The organism is Sphingomonas sandaracina (assembly GCF_036663695.1).
Taxonomy (GTDB): Bacteria; Pseudomonadota; Alphaproteobacteria; order Sphingomonadales; family Sphingomonadaceae; genus Sphingomonas.
Genome location: NZ_JAXOJK010000007.1, coordinates 44,410 through 58,710 on the forward strand (window position 1 = coordinate 44,410; position 14,301 = coordinate 58,710).

Sequence of the window (14,301 nt, forward strand, 5' to 3'; positions counted from 1 at the left end):
TTGCCGCCACCAAGCCGACGGTGTTTCCTCAGGGAAACACTCAGGGCATGACGGCATGACCCGCGCCGATCGTCAGAGGGTGTCCGAGCAGTTCGACCTGTTCCTACCCTATCTCGCCGACCTGCCGCTGCGCGACCAGCGCGAGATGATGGAACGTCCGTTTTTCAGCCTTGCCAAGTCGAAGCGGGTCAAGCCGATTGATTATCACAGCCCCGACGGCAAGCTATGGGTGCACGTATCGGGCAACCCTGATTACGGGATGGCGACGATCTGGGACGCGGACATATTAATCTATTGCGCGAGCGTGCTCGCGGACATGGCCCGGCGCGGAGTCAACGACGTTCCGCGCAAGCTCCACCTTATGCCTTACGACATGCTCCGCGCGATCGGGCGACCCACGACGGGACGCGCGTATGAGCTGCTCGGCCAGGCGCTCGACCGTCTGGTGTCGACCACGATTAAGACCAACATCCGCGCCGAGAACCGCCGAGAGGCGACGTTCAGTTGGCTCGACGGCTGGACCCAGCTGGTCGACGAAAAGACAGAGCGGTCGCGCGGGATGACAATTGAGGTGTCGAACTGGTTCTGGGAAGGTGTGATGATGCAGGGCGGGGTGCTGTCGATCGACCGTGCCTATTTCGACCTAACCGGCGGGCGTGAGCGCTGGCTCTACCGCGTTGCGCGCAAGCATGCTGGCGGGGCAGGCGAGGTCGGCTTCGCCATTGCCATGCCGACGCTGTTCGAGAAGTCGGGCGCCGAAGGGCAATATCGCCGCTTCAAGTTCGAGATCGCCAAGATCGTCGAACGTAACGAACTGCCGGGCTATGCACTCGCGTTGGAAACGCCGGCTGGCAAGCGTGAGCCATCACTGCGGATGCAACGCCGCAGCGACGTCGAGCGTCCTGTAAAGACCGTGGCGGCGCACGGGGCAGGGGGCGCTAAGGCTGCATCAAGGCCAGGGTCAACCAATCTCTCTGCCACAGGCGACCACGCGAATGAGACGATGGACGTAACAGCTCTGCTGCGACGATCGCGCACCAGTCTCGCGACCCGCGCCACCGCTGGCGAAATCACAGATGCAACGATGGCAACGCTGCGAGCGGAGTGCCCGGGATGGGATTACCAGACGTTGCACGATGAATTTCGTACGTGGGTTGGGGCGGACAGCGCGCGCACACCGGTGAGTTATCAGGCGGCGTTCATCGGCTTCGTCCGGCGCTTTCATGAAAAACACCGCCACGAACTTGGGCGTTAGCAATTCTTCGTCCTAAGAACCGCCTCTGGCTTGGGAGGGCAGGGGAACCGCGCGTACGTCAAAACCGCTCAGGCTGCCTCAACCGTTCCCGAAGTGTCGTGCTCGCAAATGTCCCTGCCACTTAACGCTTGGGTACCTGTCGCAATTGAACGTCGCTTCGAACAATCTTCGCCGAACTGATTCAATTCCTCTCGCAAAACCACGTGATCGGGCGGGCTTTCGACACTCCAGGAACAAAGTTCGCTCCTTCAGGAACGTAGAGTCGATCCTTCGGGAACCTCATGGTCGACACTCCAGGAACGGAGATACGACACATCGGGAACAGCGGCGGCGAGCTAACCTACGACGAACACAGCATTTTAGCCGCGCAAGAGGCCGCTTAACTTATTAACCTTAGGTATAAACCCTCTAACCAGTGAGTTTCTATATTTTTGATAATGGATCAGGTCGTATCTGTATCCAGCCGCATAATTTAATCACAGGCTGCCTGCAGATCGCTGCAGAATGGAGTGGCTCCGTCCTTGAAACCGGGCAATCGTGGCGTTGTAGCTGACCGCCAATGGCAGCGGATCAATCTCGCGCGAGGTTCTCCAGGTGTCGGCCGGCCTTTGAAGCACATACACGCCGCCTGCGTCTTACATGGCGATTACGGATGCTTTCATGCGGCGACATTTGCGCGGCGATGCGGTGACCGGGATAGCCGTCACCCAATCCGCGAGTGGCGATGAAGCGGCGGGCATAGAAGGTGCGGCCCGAACACGCCATCCAGCCTCGACCGCGTCGACAATATCGTCGCGCCGGGTGTCGCTTACCATCAACCGTTCACTGACATCTCATTCCAGGCATCGTCAAGCCGGCGTAGGACGCCCTGTATGGCTTGATCCTTGCAGTGTCGAAGAGAAGTACCAGAACAACCACCAGATAGCCTAGGAAGGCGTTCAGCGGGTCCGCGTAGGGCAGGGCGAGGTTGGACGCTACAGCGATACTAACGCCCTGTTCGCGGAAACGGCGTGGTATCCAGTGTTTCGGGGTAAAGCGCGATCGTGGCCAGTTCCTCATCCAGCATCGCCAGCTCGGCGTCGGGATGTGGTAGCCCTAGTGCATTGGCGTAGTCAGCAAGCCCAATCGGGTGGATTATCGGCGAGGGTAGGGCCTACGCCCGCTCACGGGCCTGCCGGATTAGCCGCTCGAACGGATGCCGCTTGCGGCCGATATGCGCCGGACTGCCGAGCGTATCGCATGCGACCGCTCAGGTGACCCGAGGCGGAGCATAGAAGCGATCAGAAGCGGCGAGCAGACCAGCGGATAGCGCATCGCTGACACTGCCGGTACGGACCGTTGCATCGGCGACCACCGCCGCGTCTGAGTCGCTTCGCTCAAGAAAACCAAGACTGCTTCATTTCTTCGATCGCGGCTGGCAAGGTCGCATAGCAGGGCACTCTAGACGGCTTGCTCCGCGGGCATGCGAAAAACTCGGGAGGGCATCGCTCCATGGCCTGATCGTCTTGGCTCGATAAGCGATAACCAATATGGCCGCAGCAACGGAAAAGGCGCTGACGGACAGCATGGGCAATCTCCTAACTGGCATCATTGCGCAGGTTGCTTCCTCAAGCATGTCTTGCGCGCAACGGCCGCTTTCGCAATCAAGAGCGCGCGGCACGGCCAAATTCCCTCCGTGGGGCGTCGAAACCCCAACAATCACAAGCACCGGTCGAACTATTCGGCCGGGCGGCTGTCACGCATGTCCGTGGCTTGCACGAAAGTGGCATCGCCTTGTGCTTGTGGAGGGTTTCCAATGCCCGGCTCATCGAGCCGGGTCTGCCTCCATTCAAAACCAGGAGGCAGCATGGTACGCAACTTGGAGGAACCCGCTATCGAACTCGGCCAAGACGGCGCCTACGAAGTGCTCGTCCGTCTGGGCGATCTACGTGATCGCCAGGCGGCGTCGTTATCAATTTCGACCGATGTGTACGGGCAAGCTCGGCAGCGCTTCGCTGATATTAAATCCGGCTGATGGGATGACCGTCATCGAAAGGAAATTCTAATGCTAGATCCGATTGCTTTCGGCGACGAGATCGACTTGGGGATGTGATCGTCGAGGAGCTGGAGCGCGACGGTGATTTTGCTGTGCGGGAGCTCTCTACCGCAGGTCGTCGGGCTTACACTTAGGAAGACGATACACCCCATCGTCACACGATCAAACATCACTCGGACCGATGGCGCGAACTAGTTCGCTATCGCCGCGAGGGCGACGAGGTTGTTCCAGTTCTCCTCCCGCAAAGCGTACAGGATCCCGCGGAAAGCCGGTGAGCGTCGAGTTAACAGCCTCTGCAAGCAGGGTCCGCGATGAAGCTGCCTTAATCTGTCCGGGTGAGATCTTGCGTGAAAAGCGGGCAATCCTAGATGTGAAAGCAGCCGAGCTTTCAGGAAAAACAATGTTCCAGCTAACCGGCTAACCCATATGATGAAGGGCTTGCGGGTTATCACCGGGGATACGGCGTTGCGGCTTGGACATTGGTTTGAGACGGGTCCGCATTTCTCGACCTGCATGGCGCATCACAAAGGCAGACTATGCCTGTCACGCGTTAAAGCATCAAGTCATGAGCGACCAAACGAAGTGGTCGTGAGTGCGCGCTTATACGTCGTTGCCGACGTGCGCTCAGAAGTGTAAAAGACGCGGCGTCATGGCGATCTACCATTTCTCCGCCAAGGTCATCAGCCGCGCGAAGGGATCGAGCGCCGTTGCTGCGGCTGCGTATCGCTCTGCTTCGGAACTGTTCGATAACCGTCTGGAACGGCATCACAACTTCACGAACAAAAGCGGCGTTGTTCACTCCGAAGTGATGTTGCCGGAAGGCGCGCCCGAGCGGTTGCAGGATCGCACGACGCTGTGGAACGAAGTGGAGGCGACGGAGAAGCGCAAGGACGCGCAGCTTGCCCGGGAAATCGAGTTCTCGATTCCACGCGAGATGAACCGCGAGCAGGGCGTTTCGCTGGCGCGCGATTTTGTCGCGGAGCAGTTCGTGAAGCGCGGCATGGTCGCGGATCTGAATGTACACTGGGACAAGGCCGAGGACGGCAGCCCGAAGCCGCACGCACATGTCATGCTGGCGATGCGTGAAGTGGGGCCTGACGGCTTTGGCCAGAAGGAGCGCGACTGGAATCGGAACGAACTGTTGCAGCACTGGCGGGAGGCGTGGGGTGCGCACGTCAACGAGCGACTGGCGGAGCTCGGGATCGATGCGCGGATCGACCATCGCTCCTATGCCGAACAGGGCATAAAGCTCGAGCCGCAACACAAGATCGGGCCGGCTGCATCAAGGCGGCCGGGGCAGGGGCTCGAAGCCGAGCGGCTCGAGGATCACGACCGCATCGCGCGTGAGAATGGCGAGCGCATCATTGCCGACCCGAATATCGCGCTCGATGCGATCACGCGGACGCAGGCGACGTTCACCAACCGCGACCTTGCCATGTTCGCGTTCCGGCATTCGGAGGGCAAGGATCAGTATGACCGGGTGATGGCGGCTGCAAAGACGTCGCCAGACCTCGTCGCGCTGGGCAGGGACGGGCGTGGCAACGAGCGGTTCACGAGCCGTGAAATGATCGCAACGGAAGCGCGGCTGGAACGGGCATCCGACCGGCTTGTCGGGAGCAGGGATCACTTCGTCGCTGCAACGCGCGTCCAGCGCGCGCTGGATGAGGCGCAGGGCAGGGGGCTTACCTTGTCCGACGAGCAGCGGGACGCGCTCGGGCGGATAACCGAACGCGAAGGCTTGGCCTCCGTCGTGGGCTATGCCGGCAGCGGCAAGTCGGCGATGCTGGGGGTTGCGCGCGAGGCGTGGGAGGATGCCGGCTACACGGTGCGCGGCGCCGCACTGTCCGGGATTGCGGCGGAGAACCTGGAAGCGGGCTCCGGCATCACGTCGCGCACCATCGCCAGCCTCGAATATGCCTGGGACCGGGACCGTGAACAGCTCGGGCCCCGCGACGTGCTGGTGGTCGACGAGGCCGGCATGATCGGTACGCGGCAGATGGAGCGGTTGCTGTCGGCCGCGGACCAGGCCGGTGCCAAGGTGGTGCTGGTGGGTGACCCCGAGCAGTTGCAGGCGATCGAGGCGGGGGCGGCATTCCGGTCGATCAGCGAGCGTCATGGAGCTGCCGAAATTACGGAGATCCGCCGGCAGCGCGCGGCATGGCAGCGCGACGCGACCCGGTGGCTTGCAACCGGTATGACATCCGAGGCGATCGGCGCGTACCGCGAGCACGGCATGGTGCACGCGGCGGAGACGCGCGAGGCGGCCAGAGCCGCACTTGTCGAGGGCTGGGACAGGCAGCGGCAGGCAGAGCCGGGTTCGACCCGTATGATCCTCACCCATACCAACGCCGAGGTGCTCGCGCTCAATGGCGAAGCCCGCGAGCGGCTGCGGGCAACTGGCGACCTGGGTGATGACGTTGCCGTGCAGGCGGAGCGTGGCGAGCGGCAGTTCGCGACCGGTGACCGGATCATGTTCCTGCGCAACGAGCGCGGGCTGGGGGTGAAGAACGGCACGCTGGGCACGATCGACGCGGTATCGGCCGAGCATATGGATGTGCGTCTCGATAACGGGCGTGAGGTCGGGTTCGACCTCAAGGATTATGCCCATGTCGATCATGGCTATGCCGCCACCATCCACAAATCGCAGGGGGTGACGGTCGACCGCGTCGACGTGCTCGCTACGCCGGGCATGGACCGGCACGCGGCCTATGTCGCCCTGTCGCGGCACCGGGACGGGGTGCAACTGCATTATGGGCGCGACGACTTCGCGAACGACGCGAAGCTCGCCGCGGTGCTGTCACGCGACCGGTCGAAGGACATGGCGGCCGACTATGCGGTCGAGCCTGAGGAGGCGGTTCGTACTTTTGCCGACAGGCGCGAGATCCGACTGCCGGAGCGGGCGGGAGCGGTGATCGAGAAGGTGGAGGCGAAGGCGCGCTCGATGTTCGCCGGGTTCAGGCCGAAGCCACGGGAGGTGCCTGACCATGTGACCGAAAGCACGAGCCGGCCGGGTGAGACGAAGGCGATCCAGCGTTATGCGCGGGCCGCGGTCGATATCGCCCGTATGCAGGACAAAGACCTGCCGGTGTTGCCGCACCAGGAAACCGCGCTGGCGCGTGCCGGCGAGGCGCTGGACAGGGCTCGCTATCTCGGCAGCAGCGATCTTGCGTCGGCGTTCGCGCGCAATCCGCAGCTTGCCCGGGATGTCGCGGCTGGCGACATGCGGGCGGCGTCCCGTGCCCTGGCCGAGGAAGCCCGCGTCCGGGCCGATCCGGCACTGCGTGCCGATCGGTTCATGGAGGATTGGCGGGTGCTGGAGGCCGAACGCGGTGACGCACGCATGGGGCCTGTCGCGCAGCGCATGGCCGTCATGGTCGACGACCTCCGCCACGACCCCATGCTGCAGGAAGAGCTGGCCCGCCGCGCACCCGAGCTGGGGATCCGCATCGAGAGGGCGCCGTCGATCGAGCAGGTGCTCGATCGCCAGAGGCAATTGGAGCGCGACCGGCAGCAGGATCATGATTTGAGCCGATAGGAGGGGCGGATGGCGAACGGCGAAGACGAGGCGGCACGGGCATTCGAGGACCTTCGTGCCGAGGTGTCGTTGATGCGTCGCGCGGTCGAGCGGCTGGCGGCCGAGCGCGCCGAACCGTCGGACACGCCGGACTATGCCGAGACGCTGGGGATCATATCCCGGAACCTCTCCGCGACGGCGCAGCGCATCGATGCGGTGGTAAACAGTCCGGCGCTAGCGCTTACTCCGCATGAATTCGGCCGGCAGATCATAGAGGTCGGTACTGCGGGGCGGAGCGAGGATCGCCGTGCCATCGCCGCTGCCCGGCAGGTGATCGAGGAGGTCGCAACGAAGCTCGGTCGTCAGCTGGACTCGCATGTCATGGCGGAAGAGCAGGGCAGGCGGGTGCGTCATGTCGGGTTGATCGGGCTCGTGCTTGGCCTGGTGCTGGGGATGGTCGTGTGGGCGACGCTGGCGGGCCCACTCGCGCGGGCCATGCCGCCCGACTGGCTGTGGCCGGAGCGGATGGCCGCGCGCACGTTACGCATGCCGATGTGGGAAGGCGGACAGCGCCTGATGCGGGCGGCGTCGCCACAGGCGTTCGCCGGAATCTTGGCGGGCAACCGGCTAGCGACCGCCAATCGCGAGACGCTGGTGGTCTGTCGCAAGCGGGCTGTCCGGGCAGGGAAGACTGTGCACTGTGCAATCGAGATCAAGCCGGAGGGCTGAGACATGGATGATATGTCCGAACAAGACCGCGCTGCGCTCTTGGCGATGTTGGATCAGGCGCTGTGCAACGGAGAACGGACAAATCCGCCCGCGGCTGGCGAGGAAGGCGACTGGCTGTATGGCAGTTTCGAAATACCCGAGCCGGACGAGAATGGCTGGATCACGCGCGGCCCCGCCGCAACCGGGTGGGTGCCGCGGGCGCTGGTATTCTGGCGGATGGTTGTGAGCGTAGGGCCGCCCGCGAACGAGGAGTATGTGTGCGATCCCCGCCACTCGCTGGCGCAGTGGCCGGCGATCCAGGCGGCGATCGACCGGCTGACGGGAGGTCAAAGGGTGGGTGACCGGGCCGAAGACGTAGCGCCAGGTCCGCCAGAAGCCGTCGTCCGGGTGCAGCGCATATCCGATTCCAAGGCGTTGAAGCGCCATCTGCTCCGGATGTTCGACCAGGGTCAGCCGCGTTATCCTGATTCCTACGACGCGGATGCCGAACCGCGGAATCTTTGGCCGGACATGGTGCGGGATTTCGTGGAGGGCTGGCAGCTTATCGATGCCGGGGGAAACGGACATGAACAGTCCGTAATCGCGTTAGCACTTACGTTCTCGATGCCGGTAGGCACGGACCCTGCAGTCAACGAAGCGGCCGTGTTGGCCTTAGCGGGCAGGGTGTTCGCGGGACATGACAGGGTGTGGGTGGCCGGCGAACATGAAGGTCCATTCGTCAAAATGCTGATCGAATATCGGGACGAAGATGGCCGGGCGCTGTCGTCAGGTCCGGCGGACCTTCGCCGCTATCGGGAAGCCTATGCGACTGCGCTGGGCGCCCGCGGCGTCGTTGCCCAGACTACCCCCGTGGCAGCTGCGGGCTGGGGTTCAGCGAAGCGCGGAACGCCTACAAAGCAGGGCAGCGACTGGATAACCGCAATGCTTGCGGCGGGGAGTCCTCGGAGGAAGAGCCTGCCGGCGATGAATGACAAGCAACCCGACGACGCAGTGGTACGCGCCCTTGGATCCTCACATGCAGTCCACAGTAACTTCGGAGAAGTTGACATGTGTTGTCATATATGACAACAGAGCGATAGCATGAGGAACACGCGACAGATCAACTGGGTGAGAGGTGCACTCAGGGACTTTCAGCGGTTTCCTGAGACGGCTCAAGGTAAGGCGGTCGACGCGCTAACGATCGTTGCCGATGGTGCGACACCGGGGATTGCCAAGCCGCTTACCGGTCTCGGGTCGGGTGTCTGGGAACTCGTATTGCGGGAGCGTGGCGATGCCTACCGCGTCGTCTATGCCCTTCAGATCGGCGAGTCGATCTACGTCGTCCACGCCTTTCAGAAGAAGTCGAAAAGCGGAATTGCCACCCCGAAGGCCGAGATCGATGTCGTGGCGGAGCGGATCAAGCGTCTGAAAGAGGAACTGAAGCGATGACCAGCGACGACGATATGACCATCATCGAAGGAAGCGGTAATGTGTTCCTTGATCTTGACCTGCCTGACCCGGAAGTCCGCCAGACAAAGGCGCTTTTGGCGGCGGAGATCATCAAGACGCTGGACGAGCGCAAGCTCAGCGTCCGCGCTGCCCACGGTGTCACCGGCATCGCCGCAGCCGATTTTTCGCGTATCCGCAACGTCAATCTAGGTCGGTTCACAATTGACCGTCTCATTTCGATTCTTGGCCGTCTCGATCGCGAGGTCGAGGTATCCGTGTCGGTTCGAGCCCGGCCGCAGGCGGCACAGCCAGTGGCATTGTCGGCATAGCGAGGCTGAGATGGCAAACATGACTGGTGGCAGTTACCGTTCCAGCGAACCTGTCGCGGATGGGAGTAGAAATACCGGTCTGGGAAAGCCCTTGCCTTATCTTGTGAGCGATAAGGGAGCCGACGCATTCGTCGCGTCAGCTGATCTCTCACGCTATGATCTATCGGTACTCGTGAGCACCCAGTTTACGTTTTTTGAAACGACAGCATAGTGTCACTATTATGCGACGGTTCGACACCCGATCGAGTTCGCATCTGCCAAGATGCGTTTTCGGACGCTCTGAGGTATTTTGCGCCGTCTGACCCGACTCGTATGCGTTTAGCGTATCTGGGTCCGTCTTATATTCTGACGCCGTGCAGCGTCCTCACTACGAATAGGCGTCATCGTGACTGACCTTTCCCTAGGCTAACCGATGGACGCATGGCTCAAGGAGGGAGGGGGAGGCGCCGGACAGATGCAGGAATGGCTCCGCCAAGCCGATCCATGACCCTGCAACGGCGACGCTCGTCTCCATTGTCCGGCGCCTAAACAAACAGAACGCACCAATACCGTGACGGTCTTACTAAACCCTGGGCTTACTGATCCTTTTCCGCGCGCTTGCGATCGGCCTTGCGCGCCCGGCTAACGGCCGCTGCGTGTTCGCGAGCTCGCCTCTCCGACGGTTTCTCGAAATGGCGGCGCAGCTTCATCTCTCGGTACACGCCTTCGCGTTGCAGCTTCTTTTTCAGAACGCGAAGAGCCTGGTCGACGTTGTTGTCGCGGACGATGACCTGCATGAAACCTGACTTTCGGGATTGCGTCGATGATTAAGACGGTCACTCCTATAAGCCGTTGGGTGATGTGCCAAGTGCGTGATTAACTTGCTGGCTTTAAAGGCAGTTATCTTACGCGAGTGCGTTTAATCTCGCCTATGTAATGCTGCCCCATGCTGGAACGGTTTCTAGGCTGCAGTTCCCCGGCATTGACACTGATCCACTAGGCTACAGAAGGCTTCATGACCAAATCCGACGTAACTGCCTATCGTGTTCAGCTCCTGCCGGCGCCGATGGTAATCGACGCCGATGGCCTCCCAGTCGCCAATTCCCATGTGGTCGAGATCGTATTTCCGGGAGATACGATCGATACGACGCTTGGGAAGGTGAACACGATCGTCGGGCCGGGAACTGCCGAGATCATCGTTGAGGACGCAACGTACCGGGGGATCAGCCTTTGCTGAGTTTGCGCGTCGCGTAGCCTTGGGGCAGGGGAGCCTGCCAACCAAGGAAGCAGTGATACATGGCGAACCGTCTCACGATTGACCAAGACAGTCTGGTCGACAACGACAGCGAAAAGCAGGTCGAGTTTACGGCCGAAATGGATAGCGACGACCGCGATTTTGCCGTGAAATACGCCGTGTTGCGTGAAGTGGGCGGCGACGAACCAGACAATGACGCCCTGGAACTGTTCGTGCGGTTTAGCGACGAAATTCTCGAGATCTGCGCCGATCTTGCTGAGCTTCGGCCAGCGGCCAACCTGATAACAGTGACCGAAAGTGACCTCGAGTAGCGGCGCTCCGAGGCGCCCTTCGAAGCGTGCCGCTTAAGGCAGCAGTCAGGTGAGAGTTGGCATCTTCAATGCTCATTGAGGATACCAACCTCGGCATGTTTTTCAGTTCCCTACGGCGTTTGCAGATCGGTCTTATCGTTGCCAGCTTGGCATTCGGCCTGCCTGTGCAGGCTGCATATGCCCGATCACGCGTCTCTCAGATCGTCGTCGATGCCTCAACCGGTACCGTTCTGTTTTCGCAGGCGCCGGATGCGGCGAGACGGCCGGCGTCGCTGACCAAGCTGATGACGCTCTATCTCGCGTTCGAAGCGCTTGCCGATGGCCGCTTACGACCAAGTGACCCTTTGCCGATATCCCGCCGGGCCGCCCGCCAGCCGGCTACGCATTTAGGCATAGCCGCAGGTGGGAGGATCACGGTCGGCAAGGCGCTGGATGCTATCGCAGCAATCTCTTCGAACGACCTGGCTGTTGCCGTGGCCGAACGCATTGCTGGCAGTGAGCCAAAATTTGCCAGAATGATGACGTCAAAGGCTCGCCAGCTTGGGATGCGGAACACGCGGTTTGCAAACGCATCCGGGCTAACGAGCGCGGGGAACGTGACGACGGCGAGCGACATAGCGAAGCTCTCGCGCGCCATCGTCAGGCGATTTCCGCGGCAATATGCCCGGTTCAGCAGGCGTTCGATCCAGTGGCGATCGCGCCGCATTGGCAATCACAACCATCTGCTCGGTCGGGTTGCGGGCGTCGACGGCATCAAGACCGGGTACACGTCCGACGCTGGCTACAATCTCGCAGCGTCGGCGATGCGTCGAGGTCGGCGTATCGTGGTCGTCGTGCTGGGCGAGACCAGTGTTTCAGCGCGTGATGCGCGCGTTGCCAATCTGATCGAGCTGGGTTTTACCGGGTCGAGATCGAAGGCGCGTCGAACACGACGTCGGTAGCGTTATGAACGCGGTTTCGAAGCTTCAGGGTCACCAGTGCAAATCGGATCGATAATAAATGTTATGTTAAATTGTCTCATACCTGCCTCATCCAATACAATGTCCGGGCAAGGCACTTGGTAATGACTGGGTCGCATAGTCCTGCGGCGATGTAAAAACGCGCGCAGGCGAGCTGACTGCCCTACGCCGTGATCCTGCCCGTTGTTCCTTATGGTGGATGCTCGGCGTCGACGCTGAGCTTGCCGATGAAGCGCCGACGAACCAAGATCCGCAATTTCCTGAACCACTTGGCAAGGGACGAGGCAGACCCCCATGTGCCGCACGACGAGGCGCTCATATCGTAGACGGGGGACCGGCTAACCGTATCCTGCGCTGTCATAGGAACGATCGGAATAGCCCCCATCTACCGCCCTATGACCAACACCATTCTTCATCTCGGGCTCATGGAAGACACGGAGATCGAGCTCGATCTGGCCGCCCTAGAACTTGCAGCGCTCGATCATCCCGGTGTCGATCTCGATGAATATATCGACGAGCTTACCGACATAGAAATAGCTCTCCGCGCTGCCGAAGGTGACGCAGCAGGCACCGCCGCTCAGGCCGAGGCACTGAGCAGCGTGATGGTTGAAGAGTTCGGTTTCTCCGGCGACCGCACGCACTACGACGATCCCCGGAATGCAGATCTGATCGCCGTCGTCGATCGACGGCTCGGCCTGCCGATCAGTCTCTCCATCCTTTATGTGGCAATGGCACGCCGCTTGGGTTGGTCGGCTATGCCGCTCAATACCCCCGGCCATGTTTTGGTCCGCCTCGGCGACGCATCGGATGCGCTGATCATCGATCCCTTCAACGACGGTCGCATCGCCGCCCCTGGACAGGTGGAAGCCTTGTTGGAGCAGATGACCGGCCCGGCACGGTTTTCCGACGGGATGCTTCCTTTGTCGAACCGATCGGCGCTTGTTCGACTGCTGCTCAATCAAGCGACCCGTGCCGAGCAAGCTGGCGATCCCGCGCGCGCGCTGGTCCTGTATGAGCGCATGACGATCGTGGCGCCCACGCACGCCCATGGTTGGTGGGAGCGAGCCAGACTGCAGCTGGTCGCAGGAGATGTGGCCGGCGCCCGCAGCAGCCTTAGCGCGATGCTGGAGATCACCCGGGACGACGATCTGCGGCTGCAGGTATCGGCAGCGCTCGATGCCCTTCCCCGGCCAACGCCGTCTTGAACGTCGCGGTGGACTGGCTCTCGCCGTGACGGCTTATCCAAAGCGCGTCCACCGTCGCTCATGCCAGGCCCGGGACTGAACCATGTCCCCGAACCGCCAGAACCGGGTTTCCCGCGCACGGGAACCAGCACGAACGAGAGTCCAGCACTCGCCGGTTGGCAGCTCGACGATGCGGTGAATATGCGCGGCATCGACATGGTAGATCTCGCCGGGAAGCCGGTGAACGAGTTCGCTGTGCCAACCGCCGCTCGGATCCAGATTGAACACCTCTTCGACATAGCCGCCATCAAGGATTTCGGTGTCGAAACTCCATGGGTGATCATGCGGCGTGGCGTGCGGCTCTTCCATCTTGAACCGGTGCAGCGCGCGTCCGTCATCCAGATGATATTTGGTGAACGCCCGCGACATGCGCTCGACGCTCACGATCCGCGTGCCTTCGGGAACGCGGGCGACGGCTGCTCGCGGTAATCTCATACTCACGGTTCAGACACCTCTTTAAGCTGGCCGAGGGACGACCTGGGCACCGACATCCGCGCAAGTGCATGAAATGCAATCCGTATTAGACAGATTTGCATTCGCCATCGCCAGACCTGCGGGATACCAAGATGACGCCTTTCAGGCATCCTCTCTTAAAAACTTCCAGGGTCGCTATTGGCGGCCCATTTTTTTGTCTGAACGCAGCCGGCACAGCGTATCCGGTGCTCTGAACTACCGAACGTGCGCGTATAGCGATCGGCTGTCGTCAAGCATGCTGATCGGCGTCGGCGTGATCCAGTCCGCCCCTCGCATCGGATATGGGCCGTAGAACAGATCGCCGAGCGCACGTTTGTAATGCGCATTCATCCAACGTCGACGGCGATGCTCAGGACCGTCGTAAATCATGTGGCAGCGCTGGCACAGCGCCGCCAGCTGGTGAAGCGCGCTGTCGCTGGGATTATGATTGAGATGCGCGCAGGCCAGAACCACCGGTGTCCATTTCCCGACATGGAGGATGTTCTCGGTCGGCCGACGAACACGTCGGCCGTCGCCGTTACGCCAATACGACCGGCCTTTGTCCCACCAGCGCCCGTCGCCCATGTGGAAGACCCGTTGTCCATGCGGACGCCCGCAATGTTCGCAGCGTCCCCCTGCCCGGACGAAGCGGACCAGGTGCGATAGCTGGGGCCAATCGATTGGGTACAGGAAGACATGTTCGGGGCGTATCGGCATCGGTACCGTCCACCAACATCATCGCTGGCGGTATGTCCAGCGACGTTCTGACGCTTTGCTGTTCTTGCTATGTCCTACACTCGCGAGTTCGTT

At 61.5% G+C, this 14,301-nt stretch carries 14 protein-coding genes; 11 read left to right on the top strand and 3 right to left on the bottom strand.

Annotation, left to right across the window (positions count from 1 at the left end; all coding sequences use genetic code 11):
• Nucleotides 1-55: 55 nt before the first annotated feature.
• From U1707_RS17225 to U1707_RS17255, 7 genes are all read left to right on the top strand, one after another.
• Nucleotides 56-1,255, top strand: coding sequence for a replication initiator protein A (locus tag U1707_RS17225; RefSeq protein WP_332801286.1), 1,200 nt, complete (start codon nucleotides 56-58; stop codon nucleotides 1,253-1,255).
• Between the two features lie 1,846 nt (nucleotides 1,256-3,101).
• Nucleotides 3,102-3,269 carry a hypothetical protein gene (locus tag U1707_RS17230; protein WP_332801287.1) on the top strand — a complete coding sequence of 56 codons (168 nt, stop codon included), beginning with the start codon at nucleotides 3,102-3,104 and terminating at the stop codon, nucleotides 3,267-3,269.
• Between the two features lie 670 nt (nucleotides 3,270-3,939).
• Entirely contained in the window at nucleotides 3,940-6,825 is a 2,886-nt protein-coding gene (gene traA, locus U1707_RS17235) for a Ti-type conjugative transfer relaxase TraA (RefSeq protein ID WP_332801288.1), read from the top strand.
• Nucleotides 6,826-6,834: 9 nt separating this feature from the next.
• A complete protein-coding gene (locus U1707_RS17240; protein ID WP_332801289.1) occupies nucleotides 6,835-7,533 on the top strand; it encodes a DUF6118 family protein in 699 nt (232 codons plus the stop codon).
• Between the two features lie 3 nt (nucleotides 7,534-7,536).
• On the top strand, nucleotides 7,537-8,598 hold the full coding sequence (locus U1707_RS17245; RefSeq protein WP_332801290.1) for a hypothetical protein: 1,062 nt from the start codon (nucleotides 7,537-7,539) through the stop codon (nucleotides 8,596-8,598).
• A 15-nt stretch (nucleotides 8,599-8,613) separates the two neighbouring features.
• Nucleotides 8,614-8,961, top strand: a complete 348-nt coding sequence (locus U1707_RS17250; protein ID WP_332801291.1) for a type II toxin-antitoxin system RelE/ParE family toxin — start codon at nucleotides 8,614-8,616, stop codon at nucleotides 8,959-8,961.
• On the top strand, nucleotides 8,958-9,290 hold the full coding sequence (locus U1707_RS17255) for a helix-turn-helix domain-containing protein (RefSeq protein WP_332801292.1): 333 nt from the start codon (nucleotides 8,958-8,960) through the stop codon (nucleotides 9,288-9,290). The genes U1707_RS17250 and U1707_RS17255 overlap by 4 nt, the downstream gene beginning before the upstream one ends.
• A gap of 575 nt (nucleotides 9,291-9,865) precedes the next feature.
• Here U1707_RS17255 and rpsU read toward each other — a convergent pair.
• A complete protein-coding gene (rpsU, locus tag U1707_RS17260) occupies nucleotides 9,866-10,066 on the bottom strand; it encodes a 30S ribosomal protein S21 (protein WP_332801293.1) in 201 nt (66 codons plus the stop codon).
• A gap of 218 nt (nucleotides 10,067-10,284) precedes the next feature.
• Between rpsU and U1707_RS17265 the strand changes: the two genes are divergently transcribed.
• The 4 genes from U1707_RS17265 (at nucleotide 10,285) to U1707_RS17280 (ending at nucleotide 12,999) form a co-directional block, all read left to right on the top strand.
• Nucleotides 10,285-10,506 (top strand): hypothetical protein, encoded by a 222-nt coding sequence (locus U1707_RS17265; protein ID WP_332801294.1) that lies wholly within the window; start codon nucleotides 10,285-10,287, stop codon nucleotides 10,504-10,506.
• Nucleotides 10,507-10,565: 59 nt separating this feature from the next.
• Entirely contained in the window at nucleotides 10,566-10,835 is a 270-nt protein-coding gene (locus U1707_RS17270) for a hypothetical protein (RefSeq protein WP_332801295.1), read from the top strand.
• Between the two features lie 68 nt (nucleotides 10,836-10,903).
• Nucleotides 10,904-11,776: a D-alanyl-D-alanine carboxypeptidase family protein gene (locus U1707_RS17275; RefSeq protein ID WP_332801296.1), complete on the top strand. Its 873-nt coding sequence runs from the start codon at nucleotides 10,904-10,906 to the stop codon at nucleotides 11,774-11,776.
• 413 nt (nucleotides 11,777-12,189) lie between these two features.
• The gene (locus tag U1707_RS17280; RefSeq protein ID WP_332801297.1) at nucleotides 12,190-12,999 is read left to right on the top strand and encodes a SirB1 family protein; all 810 of its coding nucleotides are present in this window, start codon (nucleotides 12,190-12,192) and stop codon (nucleotides 12,997-12,999) included.
• A gap of 33 nt (nucleotides 13,000-13,032) precedes the next feature.
• Here the strand turns inward: U1707_RS17280 and U1707_RS17285 are convergent, their stop codons facing one another.
• A complete protein-coding gene (locus U1707_RS17285) occupies nucleotides 13,033-13,422 on the bottom strand; it encodes a hypothetical protein (RefSeq protein WP_332801298.1) in 390 nt (129 codons plus the stop codon).
• Between the two features lie 285 nt (nucleotides 13,423-13,707).
• Entirely contained in the window at nucleotides 13,708-14,076 is a 369-nt protein-coding gene (locus tag U1707_RS17290) for a hypothetical protein (RefSeq protein ID WP_332801299.1), read from the bottom strand.
• Nucleotides 14,077-14,301: the final 225 nt, after the last annotated feature.

Bases quoted from the DNA above. Each gene is read 5' to 3' on its own strand.
- U1707_RS17225 (WP_332801286.1), top strand. From the start codon at position 56: ATGACCCGCGCCGATCGTCAGAGGGTGTCCGAGCAGTTCGACCTGTTC.
- U1707_RS17230 (WP_332801287.1), top strand. From the start codon at position 3,102: ATGGTACGCAACTTGGAGGAACCCGCTATCGAACTCGGCCAAGACGGC.
- traA (WP_332801288.1), top strand. From the start codon at position 3,940: ATGGCGATCTACCATTTCTCCGCCAAGGTCATCAGCCGCGCGAAGGGA.
- U1707_RS17240 (WP_332801289.1), top strand. From the start codon at position 6,835: ATGGCGAACGGCGAAGACGAGGCGGCACGGGCATTCGAGGACCTTCGT.
- U1707_RS17245 (WP_332801290.1), top strand. From the start codon at position 7,537: ATGGATGATATGTCCGAACAAGACCGCGCTGCGCTCTTGGCGATGTTG.
- U1707_RS17250 (WP_332801291.1), top strand. From the start codon at position 8,614: ATGAGGAACACGCGACAGATCAACTGGGTGAGAGGTGCACTCAGGGAC.
- U1707_RS17255 (WP_332801292.1), top strand. From the start codon at position 8,958: ATGACCAGCGACGACGATATGACCATCATCGAAGGAAGCGGTAATGTG.
- rpsU (WP_332801293.1), bottom strand. From the start codon at position 10,066: ATGCAGGTCATCGTCCGCGACAACAACGTCGACCAGGCTCTTCGCGTT.
- U1707_RS17265 (WP_332801294.1), top strand. From the start codon at position 10,285: ATGACCAAATCCGACGTAACTGCCTATCGTGTTCAGCTCCTGCCGGCG.
- U1707_RS17270 (WP_332801295.1), top strand. From the start codon at position 10,566: ATGGCGAACCGTCTCACGATTGACCAAGACAGTCTGGTCGACAACGAC.
- U1707_RS17275 (WP_332801296.1), top strand. From the start codon at position 10,904: ATGCTCATTGAGGATACCAACCTCGGCATGTTTTTCAGTTCCCTACGG.
- U1707_RS17280 (WP_332801297.1), top strand. From the start codon at position 12,190: ATGACCAACACCATTCTTCATCTCGGGCTCATGGAAGACACGGAGATC.
- U1707_RS17290 (WP_332801299.1), bottom strand. From the start codon at position 14,076: ATGGGCGACGGGCGCTGGTGGGACAAAGGCCGGTCGTATTGGCGTAAC.